Genomic DNA, 18945 nt, shown 5'->3' with positions numbered 1-18945 from the left:
GGATCCCGCTTCTTCACCCGGTCGCCCGGAAGAAACGGGGCCCCGGATCGAGTCCGGAGCGACTGTAAAGGCTCAATCCTTCAGATCGCGGATCCAGATATTGCGATAGCTGATCGGCTGGCTCGGATCGCCGTGATCCTGCAATTTGATCGGCGCGCGCCCGTGCGCGACATACTTCGGCTTGCCGATGTAGACGGTTCCACCGCGCACTTCGGTATGGTTCTGCACCAGCACGCCGTTGACATAGGCGGTGACATAGGCCGGGCGCGTCACCGCGCCGTCGGCGCCGAACTGCGGTGCTGACCAGGTGACGTCGATCGTCTGCCACTCGCCGGGCCTGCGCGCCGGATTGGCGAGCGGCGGGGTCTGCTTGTAGATCGCGCCCAGCTGCCCGTTCACGTAGGTCGGGTTGTTGTAGCTGTCCATGATCTGAAACTCGTACCCGTCGTCGCCCTTGCCGGTCGACGCCAGGAACAGCCCGCTGTTGCCGCGCGCCTGTCCCTCGCCGGTGATGTTGGCCGGGATGCGATATTCGAGGTGCAGCTGATAGCTGCCGAACGTCTGCTTGGTCTGGATATTGCCAGTGCCCTTCTTCACCGTCACCGCACCGTCCGCGACCGTCCAGCCGGCCGCGCCACCGGTGTTGACCGCAGACCATTTGTCGAGGTTCTTGCCATCGAACAGCACCACCGCGTCGGCCGGCGCGACCCAGCCCGCGAACGCGCCCGGCGTCACCACCGGCACCGCGGGCGACCATTGCTCGGTCGCCTTCGGATCGCCCTGCGGGGTCTGCGCAACCCCGGCGGACGCAGCGAGCAACAGCCCGCCGCCCAGCACGATACCCTTCATAGCTCCCATCCCTTTCGATACTCCCGATCCAGATAGCGGTTCGCATCCGCGACGTTGGTAACGCGGGATGTAGCCCCGTCATAGTCGATTGGCTGCCCTGCCTTCAGCGCGACGACGCCCAGCAACATCGTCTCGGTCAGCGGCACCGCGGTCGCGAACGGGCTGGAGATCGCCTCCTGCCCGCGGATCGCGCGGATCCAGTTCATCTCGTGGCCACCCATTCCGCCCTGGATGCGCGGCAAGGTCTGCGCCACCGCCTGCGCGCGCTCCGCGATGCCGTCACCGATCAGCGTCGGCTTCTCGCCATAGGTCTCATGCATCAACATGCCCTGCTCCCCGATGTAGAGCACGCCCCCGCCCGGATCCATCCGCGCGCCCGCCGGCATCCCCGGCGGGGTCGGCGGCATCAACCCGCCATCGTACCACGTCATGCGGATCGGCCCGCCCCGGGCGTTGCCGAAGTCGAAATAGGTGATGGTCGCCAACGGATAGCTGCCGTCGCCGGGGTTTCTGGGATTGCCCCACACGCTGTGCCGCGTCTCGACGCGCGTTGGCAGCCCCAGTTCGAGCGCCCACACCGGAAAATCGACCAGATGCGCGCCCATATCACCCAGCGCCCCGGTGCCGAACGGCGCCCAGCCGCGCCAGTTGAAATGCGCGTACATCGGGTTGTAACCCCAGTCGACCGGCGCTGGCCCGCGCCATGCATCCCAGTCGAGCGAGGCCGGCGCGGCGACCGCCTCGGGCCGCGCGACACCCTGTGGCCAGATCGGACGGTTGGTCCACACCTGCACCTCGCGCACGCGCCCGATCGCGCCGCCGCGCAGGATCTCGACCGCGCGGCGTCCGTCGTCACCCGAATGGCCCTGATTGCCCATCTGCGTGACCAGTTTCGCATTATCGCGCGCCAGCCCCGCGAGCACGCGCCCCTCACGCACCGTGTAGGTCAGCGGCTTCTGCACATAGACGTGCAAGCCGCGCTGCATCGCCCATTTCGCCGCCACCGCGTGATGATGGTCGGGCGCGGCGATCACCACTCCCTCCAGATCCTTGCGGGTGTCGAGCATGCGCCGGTAATCGCTAAATTTCTCGGCCTTGTCGTATGCGGCCTTGAGCGCGGCGCGCTTCGGATCGGACACCGATTTGGCGACATGCGCCAGATCGACGTCGCACATCGCGACGATGTTCTGCGAGGTCAGGTTCGCCATATTCGACGCGCCCATCCCGCCGGCACCGATCACCGCCAGGTTGACGCGGTCGTTCGCGCCACGGCGCCGTGCGCGCGCCGCCGCAGAAACGGGCGTGCTGCCCAACCCCGCCGCTAGCGCCGCCGCTCCGCCCAGCCAGCTTCGCCGGTCGATCGTCATCCATGCCTCTCCCGCTTTCTCACCGGCACGATGATCGGAAAGGACAGCAAGCACAACCCATTGAACCGCCTACCCGTCATTGCGAGTGTAGCGAAGCAATCCAGGGCGTCCTGATCCAACCCTGGATTGCTTCGCTACGCTCGCAATGACAGATCACGGCAGCGGGTACGGTCCTTTCCCGCCATCCTTGATGAAGCGGTCGACGCGCTGGTCGATCATCGGCAGCGGCACCGAACCGAGGCTGAGCATCGCGTCGTGGAAGGCGCGGATGTCGAACTTCTCGCCCAGCGCCTTCTGCGCCTTCGCCCTGGCGTCGAGGAACGCCAGCTCGCCCATATAATAGCTCAGCGCCTGACCCGGCCAAGCGATATAACGATCGACCTCGGTGGTGATCTCGTGGTTCGACAAAGCGGTGTTGTCATGCAGGTAGTTCTGCGCCTGCTCGCGCGTCCAGCCCTTGGCATGCACGCCGGTATCGACCACCAGCCGTGCCGCGCGCCACATCTGGTACGACAGCATCCCGAACGTTTCATAGGGCGTCTCATACATCCCCATGTCTTCGCCAAGCGCCTCGCAATACAGCGCCCAGCCCTCACCGAAGGCAGAGATATATTCGTCGCGGCGATAGGCCGGCAGGTCGGTCAGCTCCATCGCGAACGGCATCTGGAAGGCGTGCCCCGGTGCGCTTTCGTGCAACGTCAGCGCCGGCAAAGAGTAGAGTCCGCGCGACGGCAGGTCATAGGTGTTCACCATGTAAATGCCCGGGCCGCCGCGCCCGCTGGTGTAGAAGGGCGCGATGTCTGGCGCGACCGGCTTGATCGCGAAGCGCATCCGCGGCAGCCGCCCGAAATAGGTGCTCGCCTTGCCATCAAAGGTCTTGGCGATCCACGCCGCTCGGTTGAGCAGGTCCTGTGGTGTCTTGGCGTAGAATTGCGGATCGGTGCGCAGATAATTGAGGAACGCCGGCAGGTCCTTCTGCCACTTCACCTGACGCATCACGTCCAGCATTCGCGCGCGAATCTTGGCGACCTCCGCCAGACCGATCGTGTGAATCTGTTCGGGCGTCAGGTCGCGGGTCACGAACTCGCGGACCTTAGACTGATAATAGGCGCGCCCGTCGGGCAGATCATAGGCCGCCAATGATACGCGCGTGTTCGGGATATAGTCGTCGCGCAAAAACGCCTGTATTTTCTGATGCGCGGGCACCACGTCTGCAGCGATGACGCGCTTCGCCTCCGCGCGCAGCGCCGCCTGCTTGTCGGCAGGGATCGTCGCGGGTAGCGTTTTGAACGGCGCGTAGAACGGCGAGTCTTCGCCCGCTCCCGCCGCAACGATCTCGGCCACACCCTTGTCGCGCCCGTCGAGCGTCACCTTGGGTGGCGTGAAACCGCGCTTCAGCCCTGCGCGCATATTGGCGATCTGCTGGTCGTAATAGCGCGGCAGGCTGGCGAGCTGCGACAGATAACGGCGCAGCGCCGGCTCGTCGCGATACGTCTCCCGCGCCATGCCCCCGACGCTCATCCAGAAACTGGTATCGGCGTTCAGCGGCTTCTCGAACTCGCGATATTGCTGCTCGGCGAGCAAGGCACTGATCTGCCCGCGATAGACGGTATAATCGTCACGCGCCTGCGGCGACAGCTTCGCCGGATCGATCCGGTCAAGCGCCGCCATCGTCTCGGTCCAGCGCTTCGTCATCGCCGCCTGCGCGGCCGGGCCGACATCGGGCAAGGTCGCATTCTGGCTGGTGGGTGCGTCCTCGTCGGGGCCGTTCAGCGTCCGCCGCCACGCATATTCGCTCTCCGACAGCTTGCGGAACGCCGCATCGCTCGCGCGCGCCGCCATCTTCTTCGCGGCGGGCGGGGTAGCGGCCTGCGCCGCGGCGGGCGCGGCCATCAACAGCGTCAGCGCGAGCGTGATCGTCATGCCTTCTCCTTCGTCACTTCGTCGATATCGTCGAGCAATTGGCGCGAGACGAGCACGCCGTCTCGCGCACTGACCGGACGCAGCGCGTGCCGCCGTGCGCCCGAAACCCGCGCCCCCTGTTCCTCGATCGCCGCGAACACCGTCTCGGCGCGTGCGAGATGCTCGGCCGCCGCCGCGCCGAGGAACCCGGCCGGATCGAGCGCGAGGATCAGCTCGCCTCCCAGCGGCGAGCCCTTGCGCCCGGCATCCCAGGCGATCGACTCCGCGCTGGTCAGGTCGCCGATCAGCGGCCCGGCGAGCAACTCGACCATCAGCGCCAGCGCCGAGCCCTTGTGCCCGCCGAACGTCCGCATCGCCCCCGCCAGCACCGCCGCGGCATCGGTCGTGTCGCTGCCATCGGGCGCATGGCCCCAGTCGGCCGGCACCGGCTTGCCGGCGCGGCGATGCAATTCAATCTCGCCCCGCGCCACCGCGCTGGTCGCGAAATCGAACACGAACGGTGCTTTATCCTTTCGCGGCCAGCCAAACGCGATCGGGTTGGTCCCGAACACCGGCTGCGTGCCACCGGCCGGCGCGACCCAGGCATGGTTGGGCGTCACCGCCAACGCGACCAGCCCTTCCTCGACCAGCGCCTCGATCTCGGGCCAGAGCGCCGCGAAATGCACGACATTGTTGATCGCCAGCGCGGCGATGCCGTTGGCGCGCGTCGCCGCAAGCAGCACGTCGCGCCCGGTCTCGAACGCGAGTTGCGCGAAGCCGCCTTTGCCGTCGACTCGAACCACCCCGCTCGCGCGCTGCTCCAGCACCGGCACCGCATCGGGCACCACCACCCCGGTCGCGACCGAATGCGCGGCGACCAGCAATCGATACAGGCCATGCGCCCCGCACCCGTCACGCTCGCCGGCGACGATCGTCTCGGCGACCGCTGCGACATGCGCTGGCGCCAGCCCGACGCGCGTCAGCGTGGCACGCGCATAGTCGCGCACCTCGTCCAGCGTCATACGGACCTGCGCCTCGCTCATGCACGCGGCTCCTGCCTGGCGGTGAACAGCCGCACGCCGAACACTGGCCCGGCGCTGTTCTTGTCGTGCGGTACGAACCGTACCTTCACCTTCGTCTTGCCCTTAATCAGCGCCTCGGGCACCGGGTAATCGACATCGAAGAACGCGCCCGGCCTGTCCGCGTCGAGCGTCTGGGTGGCGATGCGCTGGTTGTCGACCAGAATGTCGAACGTCCGCTTGCGCTCGTCCCCCCAATAGGTCGCCTGCAACAGCAACGGCCCGGGCTTTACCGCCATCGCAAACTCGAAGAACCCGCCGGTCCGCGCGTCGCGCCCGTTGCGGCCGCGATAGGCGAGCGGATAGGAAATCTCCGATGTCAGGTTGTGGTCGCGCTCCGGCTGCATTTCGCCCAGGTGCATCACATCGACCGAACGCGCAGCGAGGTCCTTCTGCCGCGCCTGCTCGGCGAGGAACGCCGCTTCCTCCACCTTCCACTGCACATCGGTGAAGCGCTTGAAATACACCGCGCTGCGCCGGTCATACTGGCGATAGAAGGGCACGAACGTCAGGTCGGCGGGGCGGATCAGCCCCGCGGTCGCATATTGCGCATTCTCCTCGTCCACCGGTCGGAAGGCGGCGAGCAGATCCTGCCCGACCATCGCCGGCTCGGGATGGCCCCATTCGCCATCGGCGCGCCCCAGATCGGCGGCGAGCACCAACGGCCCGCGCAGCACCGCGATCGTCTGTTCGTCGCCCGGCGTGGCCTCCAGCCGCAGGTCGAGCGGCAGCCGGATTGCGACGCTGTCGCCCGCCTTCCAGCGCCGCGTCACGATCGCGTAGCCGCCCGCCTGCGTTGCATCGGCGGGCTTGCCGTTGACCAGCACCTCATGGCGCTTCGCCCAACCCGGCACGCGCAGCGCGACCGGGAAGCGCCCGGGCTTGCCGAGCCGCGTGAAGGTCAGCGTCGCCGCGCCGTCGTACGGATAGGCGGTGTCCAGCCCCAGCGTCGCGTCGCGCTCCTTCCACGTCGCGTCAGCGGGGATGTAGAGGTTGACGATCAGCGTGTCGCCGCCGGTCCAGAAGATGCTCTCGCCGTGCTTGGAATGGCTTTCCATCCCCGTCCCGACGCAGCACCAGAATTCCTCACCCTCACGCTCCGAATAAGCGCGCTTCGCCCCCGACATCAGCGGCATCATATAGGTGAAGCCGCCGTTCACCGGCTCCTGATGCGCCAGAATATGGTTGAGGTGCGCACGCTCGTAGAAGTCGAACAGCGCGCCATCGGGCTGCCACGCGAACAGATGCCGCGTCAGCTTGAGCATGTTGTAGGTGTTGCAGCTTTCGCAGGTCTGGTCGGTGATGTGCTGCGCGATCGTGTCCGCGCCGCTGAAATACTCGCGATCGGCATTGCCGCCGATCACATAGCTGTGATGCCGCGTCACCTGCTCCCAGAAGAAGCGCGCCGCCGTGGCCTGTTCGGCGTTGCCGGTGATCTCGTGCAGCCGCGCCAGCCCGATCAGCTTGGGCACCTGCGTATTGGCGTGGAAGTTCGCGAGCTTGTCCACCTTCTGCGCCAGCGGATCGAGGTTACGCTTGTCGTAGATGCGCTCCGCCAGCCGCAACCAGCGCGCGTCACCGGTGCGCACATGCAGCTCGGCGAAACTCTCGTTGAGCCCGCCATATTCGCACGCCAGCATCACCTGCACCTGCTCGTCGCTCAACGCGGCGAACACGCGCTCGATATAGCCGCCCAGCGCCACTGCGATTGCCATCGCCTGCTCGTTAGGGCCGATATGGTCGATCACGTCGAAAAGCCCGGTATAGAGCTTGTGCCAATTGTAATAAGGCACCCAGCAACCGTTGAGATCGAACCCGGCCGAGCGGATCTCGCCGCGCATGATCTCCGGGAAGATCTCCTTGCCGTTGACGACCGTGCCGTCCTTGCGTTTGCGCGAGAAGCCCGCGACATAGCCGTCGCCATGCGCCGACTGACAATGCGTCAGTTCACCGAGGATGTAGTTGGCCCGTTCGACGCACTCCGTGCAGCCGGTCTGCGCATGCATCAGCGCCAGCGCCGACAGGTAATGGCCGAGCGTATGGCCGGCGATCGTGTCGCTCTCCCACCCGCCGTAGACCTCGGCCTTCGGCGCGAGCCCGGCGAACGCATGATAATTGTGCAGCAGCCGGTCGGGTGACAGCCGCAGCAGATAGGCGCGGTTGACCTCGACCGCGCGCGCATAGTCCGAGGGTCGCAGCCGCACCGCCGCCAGCGGGAACGCCTTCGCCGACGTCGGCAGTCCTGCCCCCGCCTGTGCGGCCGCGGGGACGGCGAGCATCGGCAAGGTTGCCGATGACATCAGGAACGCGCGACGACCAACAAGCATTTCCATCTCCCCGGAATATGGTATACGATAGATTGCGCGGGTGCGAAGTCAATCGAACTGCGAAGAAAAAGGGTGAGCGATGCTACGGCTGGCATATTATCTCGCGGGCGCCGCGCTGGCGAGCGGCGCGCTGCTCCATGCGGCGCCAGTCGCAAAGGCGCGGGCGACGAACGACGCACTGACGCTGACGCTCGATCCCGCCAGCCAGACGCTGCGGACCTTGTCGCCGGGCGCCGAGCCGGCGTTCGATTTCGTCCCCGGTGGTCGCGCCACCGCGCGCAGCGGTGACGGCTTCAACCAGATCGGTGACATCCACCTGCGCGTCCGCAGCGCGGGTGGCGCATGGCGCGACTTCTCGTCGGCGCAGCATCGCGTACCGGTCCGCGCCCTCCCCGCCACCGGCAACGTCATCGCACGCGCCGACATCACCGCGACCATGGGCGAGGGCTTCCCGCTCACCGTCGAGCGGACATGGCTGCGCGAGAAGGGCGCGCCGGTACTGCGCTTCACGCTCGCGAACCGCGGCAACACACCGGTCGAAATCGGCGCGCTCGGGATGCCGATGGTGTTCGACAATATCATCACCGATCGCTCGCTCGAACAGGCACATGCGCAGGCGAGCTTCGTCGATCCCTATATCGGGAATGACGGCGGCTATCTTCAGGTCACCCGTCTCAACGGCAAGGGACCGGCGCTGCTCGTCCTGCCCGACGGCCGCACCCCGCTCGAGCAATATCGCATCCTCGACGACGCGCGTCGGAAGTCCGCCGCCCCCGTCTTCACCGATCGCACCCAGCGTCAGCAGACGTTCGAGGGCTTCTACGACTGGATGGTTGCGAGCGCCGCGATGGCCGACAAGGGCCAGCCGTGGAACCCCGCTACCGGCTTCACGCTTGCGCCCGGCGGACAGCGCACTTTCGGCGTGCGGCTGGTCGCCGCGCCGTCGATCCGCACCATCGAGCCGACCTTGCAGGCCGAGCGCCGCCCGGTCGCGGTCGGCATTCCCGGCTATGTCGTCCCCACCGACAGCCCCGCCGACCTGTTCGTTCGCGCGTCGCAGCCGGTGCGCGACGTCAAGGTGACGCCCGCCGACGCGCTGACGCTGACGAAGGTGCCGGGGCCGCAGGGCTGGAACCGCTGGCGCGTGACCGGCACCGGCTGGGGCCGCGCGCGCGTCGCGATCACCTATGCCGATGGCAGCGTGCAGAGCGTCCATTATTACGTCACCAAGCCGCTCGCACAGGTTGCTGCCGATCTCGGCCACTTCAGCACCTCCAAGCAATGGTTCGATGACGCCGGCGACCCGTTCAAGCGCGCGCCGTCGATCCTCACCTATGACCGCGAGGAAAACCGCATCGTCACGCAGGACCAGCGCGTATGGATCGCGGGGATGAGCGATGAGGGCGGCGCGGGCGCATGGGTCGCCGCGACGATAAAGCAGCTCGACAATCCCGACGCCGGCGAAATCGCGAAGCTGGAGCGGATGGTCGATGAAACCGTGCTCGCCAAATTGCAGTCGCCGGATGGTGGCGTGAAAAAGAGCCTGTTCTATTACGATCCCAAGGCGTTCGGCTCTTATTACGACAAGGGCATCGACTGGTCGACCTGGGCCTCGTGGGACAAGAAGCAGGCCGACGATCTCGGCCGCTCGTACAATTATCCGCATGTCGCGATCGGCCATTGGGTGCTGTACCGGCTCACGCGGCACCACATTGGGCTGGTGACGCGCCACGATTGGCGCTTCTACCTCGACCATGCCTATCGCACGACCGTCGCGATGATGCGCGACGCGCCGCATTATGCGCAGTTCGGCCAGATGGAAGGCGAGATCTTCCTCGAGATCCTGCTGGACCTGAAGCGCGAGGGGCTGACCGCGCAGGCGAACGAGGTCGAGGGTCTGATGAAGGCGCGCGCCGATCACTGGCGCACGCTCGCATTCCCGTTCGGCAGCGAGATGGCGTGGGATTCGACCGGCCAGCCCGAGGTCTATGCGTGGATGCGCTACTTCAACCATCCCAAGGAAGCGGCGGTCACGCGCGAGGTGATCCTCGGCTATGACCCGACGATCCCGCACTGGGGCTATAATGGCAACGCCCGCCGCTATTGGGACTTTCTGTATGGCGGCAAGGTGAAAAGGATCGAGCGCCAGCTCCACCATTACGGCTCCGCGCTCAACGCGGTGCCGCTGTTCGACGCCTACCGCCGCGATCCCGCCGACCTCCATCTGCTACGCGTCGCATACGGCGGGTTCATGGGCGGCGTCACCAACATCGACCGCGAGGGCTTCGCCGCGGCGGCGTTCCACTCCGAACCCGATCTGATGCGCTGGGACGCCTATACCGGCGATTACGGCATGGGCTATTTCGGCCACGCCTATGCCGCCGCGACCTATCTCGTGAAGGACGCGACGTTCGGCTGGCTCGGCTTCGGCGGCACGGTGCGCGAGGACGGCGCGGCGGTCGAGATCGTCCCCCACGACGGCGCGCGCACGCGGCTGTTCGTCGCCCCCGCCGGACAGTGGATCACGCTGGCGGCAGGCACGATCGCCAAGGCACGCTGGCTCCCGGCAACGCGCCGCATCGAACTGACGCTCGATCCGGCGACCGCAACGACGCCAGCGGCGCAACTGTCGGTTGAGGCACCGGCGGGCGGCGCGGCCTATGCGAACGACAAGGGCAAGCCGGAGCGCGGCTTCACGACGGTCGCGTTGTCTCCGACCGCGACCACCGTGACCCTCGCGGCCCAGTAACCCACCGTCGCCCCGGACTTGATCCGGGGCCCCGCTCCTTCTTCTCGACCAACCAAAGAAATCGGGATCCCGGATCAAGTCTGGGATGACGATGATGGAAGGCGCACCACCAACCCGGCAGCCGTCATTGCGAGCGCAGCGAAGCAATCCAGAGCCGGATCCGGACGCTCTGGATTGCTTCGCTACGCTCGCAATGACGAACAATCACCGCGCCCCGCCCAACGCGCGCAGGAAGAAGTCATACTCCCGCCGCTGCCCGTAAGCGACCGGCCCGATCGACCGCCCCACGGCATGTTCGCCATTCGGCACCACCAGCAGCTCGAAATCCTTATCGGCGCGCACCAGCGCATCGACCACCTGCATCGTCGAGGCCGGATCGACGTTCGAATCCTGCTCCCCGACCACCAGCAGCAACTTGCCCCGCAATTGGCTGGCGTGCACCACCCCCGACGCCGCCAGATAGCTCGCATCGACCGGCCAGCCGAGCCATTGTTCGTTCCAGTCGATCTTGTCCATGCGGTTGTCGAAACACCCCGCGAACGCCACCCCCGCCTTGTAGAAGTCCGGGTGGAACAGCAGCGCATTCAACGTGCTCTGCCCGCCCGCCGAACCGCCATAAATGCCGACCCGCGACAGATCGACCGACGCATCCTTCGCCGCCAGCGCCTTCATCCAGGCGATGCGATCGGGAAAGCCGCTGTCGGAGAGGTTCTTCCACGCGACATCGTGGAACGCCTTCGAGCGGTTCGCCGTCCCCATCCCGTCGATCATCACGACGATGAAGCCGAGATCGGCGATCTGCTGCATCCCCATCGCCTTGTCGCCGCCCGAAAAGGCACCGAACGGCCAATAGAACTTGGGCACGAAGCTGTCGTGCGGCCCCGCATAGATGTTCTCGATCACCGCATAATGTTTCGCGGGATCGTAATCGCGCGGCCGCACCACCAGGCCGTAGATGTCGGTCGTGCCGTCGCGCCCCTTCGCCACGAACGGCTCCGGCGGGCGATAACCCGCGGCGGTCAGCGCGCGCACGTCGCCGCGCTCCAGCGTCGCCAGCACCTTGCCGCTCACCGCGTCGCGCACGTCCGCGACCTCGGGCACATCGGTGCGCGAATGCACGTCGACGAACGTCCGTCCGTCCGGCGCGAAGCTCGCCTCGTGCGTTTCGTCGCCGTCGGTCAGCCGCGTCAAATTGCGCCCGTCATAATCGACGCGGAACCAGTGTTTGTGATACGGGTCCTCGCCCGGCGTCACGCCGCTGGCCGAAAACCAGATCCGCCGCTGTTCGTCATCGACACGCGCGATATCGCGCACCACCCACGCGCCGTGCGTGATCTGCCGCTTCACCCGCCCGGTCGCGGCGTCGATCAGATACAGGTGCCGCCAGCCGTCACGCTCCGATGCCCAGATCAGCTCGCGCCCCTGGTCGCCGACGTCATGCGCATAGCGCCGCTCGTTGAAGATGAAGGTCTTCGCCTCCTCGCGCACCGCATCATGCGCCGCGCCGGTGGCGGCATCCACCGCGATCACCGCGGCGTGCTGGAACCCGCGCCGCATATAATCGAACGCAAAGCTGCGCCCGTCCTTGCGCCAGCTGATCGCGCCGAGCTGCCACGGGTTCGGGAACAACGCGTCCGACACCTCGACGCGCCGTCCGGTCGCCGCCTCGAAGATCACCGGCCGTTCCTGATCGATCGCGTCGCCGGGCTTGGGATAGAGTTGCTCGGCGAGCGTCGGCTGAACCTGCCCTTTGGGCGAGGAGACCACGCGCGTCACGATCCGGCGGTAACCGGGCCGCACGCGGTACAACGCCACCCACTTGCCGTCGGGCGACCAGCTAATCGTCTCGGGATCGTAGAAGTCGCCGGGGCTGCCGTCCTGACTACGCCAGACCTCATCGTCCCCGCCCGTCGCGCGCAACACGAGATTGTCATCGACCACCAGCGCCTCGCGCGCGCCGTCGGGCGAGCGGTGCGGCACGTTGCGCGCCGGAACCTTCAGGTCGCGCACCACCCCGAACCCGCGCGGGCGCGGGCCGCCGCCCTCAGCCGGCGCGCAAACATAGTCGGTTAGCGTGCACCGCCACGGCGCATAATCGATCGCGAAGTCGATCGCGCGCCGCTCGCCCTCGAACGCGAAATGCTCGAACGGCAGCCGCCGCGGATCGACCGTCTGCCCCAGCGCCGCACCGAGCCCCTTCGCCACCGCCGCCGCATCGAACGCCGCCGCCCGGGCGCGCGTCGCGGCGTCGACGTTGACGAACGCGAACCCGCCTTCCACGGTCTTGCGATAATGGAAGTGCCGCCCGTCACTGTCCCACTCCGCCGGGAAGGCGATATCGCGCGTCAGCCACTGCCACTGATCGCGCAACGCTATCGATCGCGCGACGCGCGGGTCAGTCTGCGCCAGCGCCGGGGTGGTGAGCAAGGCGACCGCCAGCAACGCGCGCCTCATTGCGCCGCCCCCAGCGTGTAGGTCCATTCGAGCGGCGCGAGCGGCACGCGATATTTCATATGCGGTCGTCCATCGAGGCTCCAGCCGGTGTCGCCTCCCACCCCGCTCTGCGCCGCGTCGATCAGCAGCGTGCCATCGCCGTGCGCGCGGATGTCGCTGCTATGCGCCGTGGCGGGCGGCTTCTCCATCAGGTCGGCATAAGGGAACGGCAGCGCGTTGATCGCCAGCGGCCGGTCGCCACTGACGCGCACGCCAGCGCCGTTCGCGCCGGTGACGTCGAACCAGCGCACGTCCTGCTTGGTCCCCGATTCCTGCGGTCGCGCATAATCGTGATATTGCTCGGCCAGCATACCGCGCCATTCACCGATCAGCGCCGCGGTCTTGCGATCGGCATAATTCTCCCACGGTCCGCGCCCATACCAGTGCAGTCGGTCGAGCGTCGGCGTCATGTGGAATTGCACCCCGACGCGCGGCGGATCGGGCAGGTCGTCACGGATCGGCACGAAGCGCACCACGGCGCGCGCCTGTCCCTTGCGGTCCATCGTCCAGCGCGTCACGATCTTCACCGATCCCACACCCATGTCGTGCGTCACCACGATCGCATCACCATCGACCGCCAGCGCATCGAGCCGGCGGTTGTTGCTGAACTGCTCCCACATCTTGTGCGTCTTGGTCACGCCGGTCCCGACGTCGTTGTCGGTGGGCGCACGCCAGAAATCGGGTGCGCCGCCGGTCAGCAGCGTCGCCCCGCCGCGCGCATAGCGCTTCACCAGCCCGGTCGCCTTGTCGATTTCCAGCACCGCATCGCCCGCCGCGAGCCGCCACGTATCGCCGCCATCGACCGGCGCGACGCTGCCGACCGGCGCGGCGAGCGCGCGCGGCGGCGACAAGGCGAATTGCTCATAGCCGACGACATGCCCCGCCTCGACCAGCGGGATCGCCCCCCTGGTCGCCCGCGCGCGCAGCACCAGCATCCGCTCCGCCCCCGCGTCACCCGCCGCCGGCAACGCCAGCGACAGCGGCACGCGCGCGCCCGCCGCGACCTGCGGCATCGGCACGAATCCCCGCGCCACCTCGCGCCCGTCCTCCGTCACCGCATAATCGAGCGTGAAGTGCGACAGGTCGATATGGTCATGCCGGTTCACCACCGCATAGCCTGCGCCGTCACGCTCGAACTGGATCGGCGCATAGACCTTGGCCAGCTCGTAATATTCCGGATCGGGCGTCCGATCGGACTGGATCACCCCGTCGCCGACCGGACTGTCATCACCATCCGGCACGAAGTCGCGGCCCTGCGCCCAATATTCGCGCCCGTTTGCGTCCTTGCGGATGATCGTCTGATCCACCCAGTCCCACACGAACCCACCCTGCAGCTTCTTGTGCGCGTGGATGACGTCCCAATAATCCTGGAAGTTGCCGAGGCTATTGCCCATCGCATGCGCATATTCGCACAGGATCAGCGGCTGGGTGAATTCCGGCCGCTCGGCATAATCGACCAGCTTCTCGACGTCGTCGTACATCGGCGCGAAGATATCGACATAGGCATTGGTCGGGTGCCGCCACCCGCTCATGCTATAGCCGAGGAAATTGACCAGCCGCGTATTGTCGCGGGCCTTCACCCACTTCGCCGCGGCCTCGAAACTGCTGCCGATGCCGGTCTCGTTGCCGAGCGACCAGAAGATGATCGACGGATGGTTCTTGTCGCGCTCGACCATCCGCTCGACGCGGTCGAGATGCGCGGCCTTCCACTCCGGCTTGTAGCCGAGCAACGTATGCTCGGGATCGCCATTCTGCTGCGATTCCGCCAGATAGCCGTGGCTCTCGATATTGGCCTCGTCCATCACATACAGCCCGACTTCGTCGGCCAGATCGTAGATGCGCGGATCGTTGGGATAGTGCGACAGCCGCAGCGCGTTGATATTCGCGGCCTTCATCAGTTCCAGATCGCGGCGCAGCGTCGCATCGGAGACGACGTGAAAGGTATGCGGGTCGTGCTCGTGGCGGTTGACGCCGCGGATCGTGATCCTCCGTCCGTTGACGCGCACCTCGCCGTCCTCGATCGCGACGGTGCGGAAACCAATCTTCCGCGCGGTTGCCTCGATCACCTTGCCCTTCGCATCGAGCAGTTCGACGAGCAGCGTGTAAAGCTCGGGCGTCTCGGCGCTCCACGCGCGCACCGCCGGGATCGTGCCGTCGAGCTGCACATTGCGCGCGGCATCCGGCGTCCCCTCGCGCTTCAGTAGCACGCGCCCGCGATCCATAACGGTCGCGCGCACCCGCACCGGCGCCGCGCCGCCGCCGACCGCAACGTTCAGCGCCAGCGTGCCGTCGCGATATTGATTGGCGAGTCCGGCACGCACATCCACATCGCGCAGGTGCGTCGCGGGCGCGGCATAGAGCGTCACGCTTCGCTCGATGCCGTTGACCCGCCAGAAATCCTGATCTTCCAGGTAGCTGCCATCGGCATAGCGATAGAGTTCGATCGCGACCGTATTCCGCCCGGGATGCATCGCCTTCGTCACGTCGAACTCGGCGGGCAGCTTCGAGTCCTCGGAATAGCCGACCCGCTCACCGTTGACGTACAGATAATAGGCCGCGCCCGCCGCGCCGACCGTCAGCAACAGCCGCCGTCCCGCGAAGTGCGCGGGCACCACCACCTCGCGGCGGTATGAGCCGACCTCGTTCATGTCGTGGTCGATCCACGGCTGGTTGCGCGGGAACGGATAGCCCGCGCCGACGAACACCGGCGTGCCCTGTCCCTCGGCCTGCAGAATACCGGGCACCGCCACCTTGCCCCATTTGCTCACGTCATAACCGGGCTTCTCGAACCCGACCGGCCGCGCCTCGGGGTTGGGCGAATGGTGGAACGACCATTGTCCGTCGAGCGACAGATGATAGCGCGAGCGCGCCGGATCGTCGCGCAACGCCGCGGCCTTGCTCTCGAACCCGGCGAAGGTCGCGTGCATCGGCTCGGCCCCGACGCGGATCACCTCGGGCTGCTCCCATTCGGTGGCCGGCGTCGCGGGCGGCGTCGCATTCTGGGCGGTCGCCTGCGCGATCGCCAGCGTTGACACCAGCACGGCAAGTGCGATCCGACCCGTCATCTTACTCTCCCACGACGACGGCCGACGCCTGTGCACGCCGGCCGCCCCCTTCAGTTCACCGCACTCAGAATTCGGCGGACAGGCCGACGAAGAAGGAGCGCCCCGCAACGTCGTACACGCCGGGGTAGGTGTTGCCATTGCCGAACGACGCCAGAACGCCCTGGGCGATCGCAGGTGGGTCACGATCCAGCAGGTTGTTGACGCCCGCGCGCAGCGTCAGCTCCTTGGTCACCGTCGCGGTGGCGGCCAGATCGAAGTAATTGGCGACCGGCAGACGCGAGTTGATGACATAGGTGGCGCTGCCCGGGAATTGCGCCTTGTCGTTGAACGACACCTTGGTCGGACCGATGTAGCGCCAGTTGAGCGAGATCGAGCCCTTGTCGTCCGGTGACGTCCAGGTGAAGCGCGCCTGATGCCGCCACTCGGGGCTCGGCTGACCGCAGGTGCCACCGAACAGGCCCTTGCAGTCATAGGACGCGAGCCCGGGCAAGGGCTCGGTGGTCAGATCACGCAGCCACGTGCCGACCAGGCTGGTGCTCAGCGCGCCGATCGCGGTGCGGAACGTATAATCGGCGGTAAAGTCGATGCCGCTGGTCGCCAGCGAGCCGGTGTTCTGCGTCGTCGACAGGACATAGCCCGCGGTTGTCGCATCGCCCGAGAACAGCACGCCGTTGCGCGGGTTGCGGTTGAACAGCGAGCAGAAGAACGGATTGCCGGTGCCGATGCACTGATCGATCGTCAGCTGCATCGGGATCGAGTTGATGTAGTTCTTCACCTTGATGTTGTAATAATCGACCGACAGCGTCAGCCCCCGCACGAAGGTCGGGGTCAGCACCACGCCGGCGGTATAGGTATCCGCCTGCTCGGGCTTCAGCGCGGGATTGCCGCCGAAGAAGCCTGTGCACTGCTCGCTCGGGCATTCCGGGATCCGGCCATATTGCGCCGCCGTCACGCCGGTGAGCGCGCATTGTGCGGCGGTCGCAGTCGGCGTCTTGCCGGCGCACGGATCCTGCGTGCCGACGTTGCCTGGAAATTGCGGGGAGTAGAGTTCGGTGATGTTCGGCGCGCGGATCGCCCGATTGTACCCGCCACGCAGCCGCAGGTCGCGCGACGGCGCCCACGCCACTTCGCCCTTGTAGGTCGAGATGCCCTTGCCGGTGGTGCTGTACTTCGAGAAGCGATAGCCGCCGGTCAGTGACAGCTCCTCGAAGAATGGCCGGTTCTCGACCAGCGGCACCCGCACCTCGGTGAAGCCTTCGGTGACGTTGAAGGCGCCCGCATTTTCCTTGGTGCCCTTGGCGAGCGCCAGCGCGTCGGCCCTGAACTCCAGGCTTTCGCGGCGATGCTCGACGCCGACCACTACGCCGATGCCCGTATCGGCCCATGGCAGCTTCGCGCCATATTCGCCGCCGTCGAAGGTGACCGTGCCCGACAGCACCGTCTCCTTGTCGACCCCCTCGGTGCTGGTCGGCGCGTAGATGTAGCTGAGCGCCGCCGCGGTCGGCCCGCCATATTGGAAGACGTTGAGCGGGACGCAGCTCGGGTCCGATTTGTCGATCACCGACTGGCAGGTCGGCGCGCCATTGACCAGGCTGACCTTCAGCGCGCGATTGGCGCGCGCCGGATCGATGTCGTTCTGGTAGGTTTCGTTAAAGAGGACGGTCGAGAACAGCGCATTGGCGTCGTAACGGATGCCCTTCGCGATCTGCCCGCGCACCCCGCCGGTGACGCGATAATCCGTGTGCCGCAGGTCGTCGCGGCGCGGCTGCGCCGGGGCGGCGACCGGGCGATAGCCAATATAGGTGTCCTGATTGACGCTCTTCCCGGCATTGTCGCCGCAGAGCAACCCGGCCTGCTGCGCGCTCATCAGCGGATTGTCGCAATTCACCGAATAGCCATAGCCGTAGAACAGCGCCGATGGCGCGACCTGCGAATTGGTGCGGTCGTCCATGAACATGAAGCTGCCGTACAGCTCGACGGCGGGAGTCACCTCATATTTCGCGAACGCGCCGGCGGTGATGCGCGTGTCGTTGCGCTGGAAGTAGTTCAGCGGCGAATAATTGTAGCGGAAGCTGTTGTCATACGGCACCCACGTCTTCTGGCCATCCTTGGTGTTGTTGAAGTCGCCGGCGTCGTCGCGCTGCGGCGTGAAACGGCCATATTCATTGTTCGACGAACCACCGCAGATCAACGCGGTGCGGGTGTCGTTCGGATCGAGCGCGCACGCGGATACGTCGCGGTTGTACTGGACGATCGGCTTGACGTCGCGATAGCCGAAATAGGCGGTTACGTTGCCGCGGTTGTCCGCGAAGTTGGCGCCCATCGCGATGTTCGCATCGAAGCGCTGACCATCGACCGGCGTGTCGGGCGCGCGGTTGAAGCCCGCCCCGGCGACGCGGTCACGGTTGGTGGCGTTGTCGTTATGATGCGCCGAGAAGCCGTATTGCACATTGCCGAGCACGCCATTGAGATCGTCGCGCAGCACGAAGTTGATGACGCCCGATACCGCGTCCGACCCGTACACCGCCGACGCGCCGCCGGTCACCACGTCGATCCGCTTGACCATGAATGCCGGGATGAAGTTGAGATCGGTTGCCTGAATCGGCAGCAGCCGCTGCCCGTTGACCAGCGTCAGGTTCCGGTTCGCACCGAGGTTGCGCAGATTGACCTTTGCCGTACCGTCCGACCCGTTTGAGACATTCTCGTTCGAGTCCGGCGTGATCTGCGGCAGGCGGTTGAGCACACTCTCGACGTTGGTCGCACCCTGCAGCCGGATCTCGCCCGCGGCGACCGTCGTGATCGGGCTGTTGCTCATCACGCCCGGCTGCGCGAGGCGCGTGCCGGTCACGACCACGCCTTCGCCTTCCGTCCCGCCCGGCGCGTCCGCCGGCGCCGCTGCCTGATCGCCAGCCGTGACCTGCGCCACCGCCGGCGCGGCTCCGCCCAGCACCATCGCACCGATCGCCGCCGATGCCAGCCACCTCTTCGTCCGTAGCATGTCTGCCCCCTCATGATCGCTTGTTTGATAACGCGATCATACAGACGGCGGAGCGTACATCAAATATATTATACGAACATGCGCAGGAAAATTGATTCGGTGGCAGCTACTTAGAT

At 66.5% G+C, this 18945-nt stretch carries 9 protein-coding genes; 1 reads left to right on the top strand and 8 read right to left on the bottom strand.

Going from position 1 to position 18945, the window contains the following annotated elements; genetic code table 11:
• Window positions 1-72: 72 nt before the first annotated feature.
• The 5 genes from BACI71_RS15995 to BACI71_RS15975 all read right to left on the bottom strand — a co-directional run bounded on the left by BACI71_RS15995 (window position 73) and on the right by BACI71_RS15975 (window position 7497).
• Window positions 73-849: a 3-keto-disaccharide hydrolase gene (locus tag BACI71_RS15995; RefSeq protein WP_159760292.1), complete on the bottom strand. Its 777-nt coding sequence runs from the start codon at window positions 847-849 to the stop codon at window positions 73-75.
• Complete coding sequence (locus BACI71_RS15990) at window positions 846-2216, bottom strand: Gfo/Idh/MocA family protein (RefSeq protein WP_159760290.1); 1371 nt, start codon at window positions 2214-2216, stop codon at window positions 846-848. Before BACI71_RS15990 ends, BACI71_RS15995 begins: the two co-directional genes overlap by 4 nt.
• A gap of 153 nt (window positions 2217-2369) precedes the next feature.
• Complete coding sequence (locus BACI71_RS15985) at window positions 2370-4139, bottom strand: DUF885 domain-containing protein (protein WP_159760288.1); 1770 nt, start codon at window positions 4137-4139, stop codon at window positions 2370-2372.
• Entirely contained in the window at window positions 4136-5161 is a 1026-nt protein-coding gene (locus tag BACI71_RS15980; RefSeq protein WP_159760286.1) for an Ldh family oxidoreductase, read from the bottom strand. The genes BACI71_RS15985 and BACI71_RS15980 overlap by 4 nt, the downstream gene beginning before the upstream one ends.
• On the bottom strand, window positions 5158-7497 hold the full coding sequence (locus BACI71_RS15975) for a glycoside hydrolase family 127 protein (protein ID WP_236553015.1): 2340 nt from the start codon (window positions 7495-7497) through the stop codon (window positions 5158-5160). Before BACI71_RS15975 ends, BACI71_RS15980 begins: the two co-directional genes overlap by 4 nt.
• A 106-nt stretch (window positions 7498-7603) precedes the next feature.
• Between BACI71_RS15975 and BACI71_RS15970 the strand changes: the two genes are divergently transcribed.
• Window positions 7604-10273 carry a DUF5695 domain-containing protein gene (locus tag BACI71_RS15970; protein WP_159760282.1) on the top strand — a complete coding sequence of 890 codons (2670 nt, stop codon included), beginning with the start codon at window positions 7604-7606 and terminating at the stop codon, window positions 10271-10273.
• A gap of 204 nt (window positions 10274-10477) precedes the next feature.
• Here the strand turns inward: BACI71_RS15970 and BACI71_RS15965 are convergent, their stop codons facing one another.
• The 3 genes from BACI71_RS15965 to BACI71_RS15955 all read right to left on the bottom strand — a co-directional run bounded on the left by BACI71_RS15965 (window position 10478) and on the right by BACI71_RS15955 (window position 18829).
• Window positions 10478-12727: a S9 family peptidase gene (locus BACI71_RS15965; protein ID WP_159760280.1), complete on the bottom strand. Its 2250-nt coding sequence runs from the start codon at window positions 12725-12727 to the stop codon at window positions 10478-10480.
• Window positions 12724-15831: a glycoside hydrolase family 2 TIM barrel-domain containing protein gene (locus tag BACI71_RS15960; protein ID WP_159760278.1), complete on the bottom strand. Its 3108-nt coding sequence runs from the start codon at window positions 15829-15831 to the stop codon at window positions 12724-12726. The genes BACI71_RS15965 and BACI71_RS15960 overlap by 4 nt, the downstream gene beginning before the upstream one ends.
• A 64-nt stretch (window positions 15832-15895) precedes the next feature.
• On the bottom strand, window positions 15896-18829 hold the full coding sequence (locus BACI71_RS15955; protein WP_159760276.1) for a TonB-dependent receptor domain-containing protein: 2934 nt from the start codon (window positions 18827-18829) through the stop codon (window positions 15896-15898).
• Window positions 18830-18945: the final 116 nt, after the last annotated feature.

Source organism: Sphingomonas sp. 8AM (assembly GCF_902506455.1).
Lineage (GTDB): Bacteria > Pseudomonadota > Alphaproteobacteria > Sphingomonadales > Sphingomonadaceae > Sphingomonas.
The sequence above is the reverse complement of the archived record's forward strand: the minus strand, read 5'-3'. Positions and strand labels throughout refer to the sequence as shown.

What these genes read in the sequence shown, in the direction of transcription:
- BACI71_RS15995 (WP_159760292.1), bottom strand. Translation starts at nt 849, where the DNA reads ATGAAGGGTATCGTGCTGGGCGGCGGGCTGTTGCTCGCTGCGTCCGCC.
- BACI71_RS15955 (WP_159760276.1), bottom strand. Translation starts at nt 18,829, where the DNA reads ATGCTACGGACGAAGAGGTGGCTGGCATCGGCGGCGATCGGTGCGATG.
- BACI71_RS15975 (WP_236553015.1), bottom strand. Translation starts at nt 7,497, where the DNA reads ATGTCATCGGCAACCTTGCCGATGCTCGCCGTCCCCGCGGCCGCACAG.
- BACI71_RS15980 (WP_159760286.1), bottom strand. Translation starts at nt 5,161, where the DNA reads ATGAGCGAGGCGCAGGTCCGTATGACGCTGGACGAGGTGCGCGACTAT.
- BACI71_RS15990 (WP_159760290.1), bottom strand. Translation starts at nt 2,216, where the DNA reads ATGACGATCGACCGGCGAAGCTGGCTGGGCGGAGCGGCGGCGCTAGCG.
- BACI71_RS15960 (WP_159760278.1), bottom strand. Translation starts at nt 15,831, where the DNA reads ATGACGGGTCGGATCGCACTTGCCGTGCTGGTGTCAACGCTGGCGATC.
- BACI71_RS15965 (WP_159760280.1), bottom strand. Translation starts at nt 12,727, where the DNA reads ATGAGGCGCGCGTTGCTGGCGGTCGCCTTGCTCACCACCCCGGCGCTG.
- BACI71_RS15970 (WP_159760282.1), top strand. Translation starts at nt 7,604, where the DNA reads ATGCTACGGCTGGCATATTATCTCGCGGGCGCCGCGCTGGCGAGCGGC.
- BACI71_RS15985 (WP_159760288.1), bottom strand. Translation starts at nt 4,139, where the DNA reads ATGACGATCACGCTCGCGCTGACGCTGTTGATGGCCGCGCCCGCCGCG.